This window comes from Moorena sp. SIO3B2, from assembly GCF_010692525.1.
GTDB lineage: Bacteria > Cyanobacteriota > Cyanobacteriia > Cyanobacteriales > Coleofasciculaceae > Moorena > Moorena producens.
On record NZ_JAAHHE010000176.1, the window covers coordinates 8,746 to 13,079 of the forward strand.

The window sequence follows — 4,334 nt, forward strand, 5'->3', positions numbered from 1 at the left end:
TGTAAATATCTCGCCGAAAACTACCCAGCTGATTTGGTCAGGTGGCTTCATGGTCTTGAAGTTACTGAAATATCGGTGCTCAAAACTGAGTTAAATACTGAACCGATTCACGCCGATTCCTTGACCCTGCTGCAAACCGCTAACCAAATCCTACAGTGGGAATTTCAAACCCTGCCAGCTTCCAAGCCATCCCTACCATTGCGGATGCTCAAGTATTGGGTCAGACTCAAAGAAAAGTATAACTGTCCCATAGAGCAGGTAGTGATATTTCTCAAGTTCACCACCTCATCCAAAGCTTATACTAACCAGTTGGTCGAGAGTAACACTAGCCATCGCTATCGAGTAATCAGGATGTGGGAGCAAGACCCATTGCAATTTTTGGCCAATCCCGCCTTATTGCCTTTTGCCACTTTAGCATTCAGTGAGTCTCCCAACAGATTATTAGAGCAAGTGGCGGCAGCAGTCGATAGGATTGAAGAACCACTAGCTTTTACTAACATATCCGCTTGTACCCAGTTACTAGCTGGCTTGCGGTTTGACCAAAGGTTGATCACAGAATTATTTCCGGAGGACGTGATGCAAGAGTCTGTAATTTATCAGAAGATAATTCAAAAAGGACATAAACTTGGTTTACTCGAAGGAAAACGTGAAGGAAGGCAAGAGGAAGGTTACTCAATCGTGATACGTCAACTGACCCGTCGGTTTGGGAGTGTTTCAGACCAGCTACAACAGGGGATTCAAAAGCTTTCTGTTGCTCAATTGGAGGAGTTGAGCGAGGCGTTGTTGGATTTTGAGACCGTCACCGATATAGCTGTGTGGTTGGCATCCCATCAGCAATAAAAAAAGCGATGCTCTCAAAGAGCCCCTACGCGAACGCGATGAAGCGTTCGCAAAGCGTGGCCTACGGCCTCAGCTTCCGCGCTTATGCGATCGCTTTTTTTGACCAAATCCTGTAAACTCGGCCAGGTAGTCTTAACCACAGATAACTACCTTGGCTTACGATAATATCTGTAAATATCTCGCCGAAAACTACCCAGCTGATTTGGTCAGGTGGCTTCATGGTCTTGAAGTTACTGAAATATCGGTGCTCAAAACTGAGTTAAATACTGAACCGATTCACGCCGATTCCTTGACCCTGCTGCAAACCGCTAACCAAATCCTACAGTGGGAATTTCAAACCCTGCCAGCTTCCAAGCCATCCCTACCATTGCGGATGCTCAAGTATTGGGTCAGACTCAAAGAAAAGTATAACTGTCCCATAGAGCAGGTAGTGATATTTCTCAAGTTCACCACCTCATCCAAAGCTTATACTAACCAGTTGGTCGAGAGTAACACTAGCCATCGCTATCGAGTAATCAGGATGTGGGAGCAAGACCCATTGCAATTTTTGGCCAATCCCGCCTTATTGCCTTTTGCCACTTTAGCATTCAGTGAGTCTCCCAACAGATTATTAGAGCAAGTGGCGGCAGCAGTGGATAGGATTGAAGAACCACTAGCTTTTACTAACATCTCCGCTTGTACCCAGTTACTAGCTGGTTTGCGGTTTGACCAAAGGTTGATCACAGAATTATTTCCGGAGGAAGTGATGCAAGAGTCTGTAATTTATCAGAAGATCATTCAAAAAGGACATAAACTTGGTTTACTTGAAGGAAAACGTGAAGGAAAGCTTGAAGGAAAACTGGAAGGAAAACAAGAGGAAGGGTACTCAATCGTTAGACGTCTGATCACCCGTCGGTTTGGTAGTATTTCTGACCAGCTACTTGAGGGGATTCAAAAGCTTTCTATTGCTCAATTGGAGGAGTTGAGCGAGGCGCTGTTGGATTTTGAGACCGTCACAGATTTGACGGTCTGGTTGACTGAGCATTAGCAATAAACAGGATGCGTGGGAATTAAGAATTAAGAATTAAGAATTAAGAATTAAGAGTTAAGAATTAAGAATTAAGAATTAAGAATTAAGAATTAAGAATTAAGAATTTGGAATTCTGTATTCGACATTCACCATTCACCATTCTGGATTTTACATTCTGCATTCTTAATTATACATTCTTAATTCTACATTCTACATTCTACATTCTTAATTCTACATTCCGACAAACAACCTTCAACTTGAAATAGAAATTTGATACCTTCCCAAGGCCAACAACGGGAAATATTGTTGATAGAAGTGGTACTTCAAATAAAAATGACTGGGAAAACCTGTGCCTGTAAACTCGGTTTCATCCCAACTGCCATCGGGCTGCTGAGTTGACACTAAGTAGTTGACTCCCATCTCAATGGCATCCATTGCCCAGTTGCCAGTAGCTTCTCCTGCTGCCATTAAACCAATTAAAGCCCAAGCGGTTTGAGATGCAGTACTGATTCCTAGTCCCTTAAGAGTGGGATCATCGTAACTAAGACAGGTCTCACCCCAGCCACCATTGAGGTTTTGACATTTCACTAGCCAAGCGGCACCCCGTTCGATACTACGTTGGTGGGTGTGAGGCGCTATTTTAGATAAGGCTGAAAGAGCACTACTGGTGCCATAGATATAGTTAACCCCCCAACGACCAAACCAGCTGCCATCGGCTTCCTGTTCCTGAATCAAAAATGCGATCGCATTCTCCAACTTTTGGGATTCTATGGACAAATTACACGAACCCAGCATTTCCAGGACCCGTGCGGTCACATCCGCTGTGTTAGGGTCAATCATAGCTTTCAGGTCAGCATAGGGCAGAGAATTGAGCCAGTGTTGATTATTATTAATATCAAACGCAGCCCAACCCCCTTGGTTACACTGCATTGATGCTATCCAAGCCAAGCCACGAGCCATGGCTGCCTGCTTTAGTTTCTGATTAGGGAGTTTCAAGCTATTCAAGGCCATAATCACTACTGGGGAATCATCTAAATCAGGATAGAAACGGTTTTGAAACTCAAAGGCCCATCCTCCTGGTTTCCCTTGGGGATTCTTCACCACCCAATCCCCATAGTCTAGTATTTGCTGCTGCAACAACCATTCTCCACCCCGAACTAAGGCTGGATGATCCGGTTCTAAACCAGATTCCACCATCGCTCGCAATACCCAAGCTGTATCCCAAACTGGGGAAACACAGGCTTGGACTCGGTAGCTGTCAGGGGTTTCAATGGCAAACCGATCAATGGCTTCCAGTCCCCGTTGCACGATTGGATCCGCAAGATCATAGTTGAGACAACGCAAGGCTAACAGGGAATTCAACATGGCTGGAATAATTCCCCCCCAGTCTCCTGTGGCTTCTTGCCTCTCCAAGACCCATTTTTCTGCTGCTGCCAGTCCCTCCTTCCGGAATGGAACTAAATTCAAGTCTTCTGCTAACTTAAATCCATCATCAAGCAGTACAAATAAATCTGTCCAATCGGAATTGCGAGGTAGCTCAAACTTGACCTGATCAGCTCCTTCGGTATATAACTCGTCTAGATTGATCCTTGGCTCAATCTCAAATACTGGCTTCTGGTCAAAGACAATTAATAAAGGAACTGTACTTCCCCTTGCCCAGCTAGACATTTCATAGATCGTAAAGGGAAACCATTCTGGAAACAACATTATCCAGGGGGGAATCGAGGGAATCCCACGCCAGCTATAGCAGCCAATCAAGGCTAAATGAAATTTGGTGAAAATCCGGGTTTTGCTGATGCCACCCCGTCTGAGAATAAAATCCCTGGCTCGGACCAAAGCGGAGTCGCTGGCGGGTACCCCCAAAAGGCGGAGTGCCATATAAGCTTCTACCGAACAACTCAAATGCCCACCATCACCATAGAAAAGTTCCCAGCCACCGTGTTTCCGCTGTTGAGAACGCAGATAGGCTTCCGCTTTATGTAAAGGTCGTTGTTTGTCAGTTCCCCAAATTTTATGGAGTAGGATAATTTCCGCTGTTATGGTGACATTAGATTCCAGTTCTGCCCACCAGTAACCATCGGGATATTGCTGAGCGAGTAAATAGCTTTGGCTATTTGCGATCGCTCCTGTAACCCCTGATTCTACAATCCTGTCTTGGGTTTGCATGTTTTACCGTTTTACTTCACACACCACATTCAAAGGTGCGCGCACCTTTGGTTACGTTATTTTGCTACTTGTAGTGGAGAATTAGCAATAGGTATCAATACAAATGGATACAATCGGATTAGGAATCACTGTTCTATCCGTAGGGATTTGGATCGGATTACTAGGATTTCGGGGTCAGTTTTGGCGAGCAGACCAACGGCTGGTTATAGAGAAATTCCCTACCAGGTCTGTAGGTCAAGGGGAATCATTACCCAAGGTTTGTGCTGTAATTCCAGCTCGTAATGAAGCTGAGTTGCTCCCCACGACATTGCGATCGCTT

General features: G+C 44.9%; 4 protein-coding genes and 1 pseudogene. 3 read left to right on the plus strand and 2 right to left on the minus strand.

Going from position 1 to position 4,334, the window contains the following annotated elements:
* The coding region (locus tag F6K38_RS26085; RefSeq protein WP_287357961.1) for a DUF4351 domain-containing protein at positions 1–840 on the plus strand (840 nt) is incomplete at its 5' end.
* 14 nt (positions 841–854) lie between these two features.
* Here F6K38_RS26085 and F6K38_RS26090 read toward each other — a convergent pair.
* Positions 855–980: a hypothetical protein gene (locus tag F6K38_RS26090; protein ID WP_287252270.1), complete on the minus strand. Its 126-nt coding sequence runs from the start codon at positions 978–980 to the stop codon at positions 855–857.
* 11 nt (positions 981–991) lie between these two features.
* On the opposite strand from F6K38_RS26090, the gene F6K38_RS26095 reads away from it, so the two are divergent.
* Entirely contained in the window at positions 992–1,867 is an 876-nt protein-coding gene (locus F6K38_RS26095; protein WP_287357964.1) for a DUF4351 domain-containing protein, read from the plus strand.
* Positions 1,868–2,101: 234 nt separating this feature from the next.
* Here the strand turns inward: F6K38_RS26095 and shc are convergent, their stop codons facing one another.
* Complete coding sequence (shc, locus tag F6K38_RS26100) at positions 2,102–4,015, minus strand: squalene--hopene cyclase (RefSeq protein ID WP_287357967.1); 1,914 nt, start codon at positions 4,013–4,015, stop codon at positions 2,102–2,104.
* 103 nt (positions 4,016–4,118) lie between these two features.
* Between shc and F6K38_RS26105 the strand changes: the two are divergent.
* Positions 4,119–4,334, plus strand: a pseudogene (locus F6K38_RS26105) (glycosyltransferase); the annotation flags it as partial.

What these genes read in the sequence shown, in the direction of transcription:
- shc (WP_287357967.1), bottom strand. Translation starts at nt 4,015, where the DNA reads ATGCAAACCCAAGACAGGATTGTAGAATCAGGGGTTACAGGAGCGATC.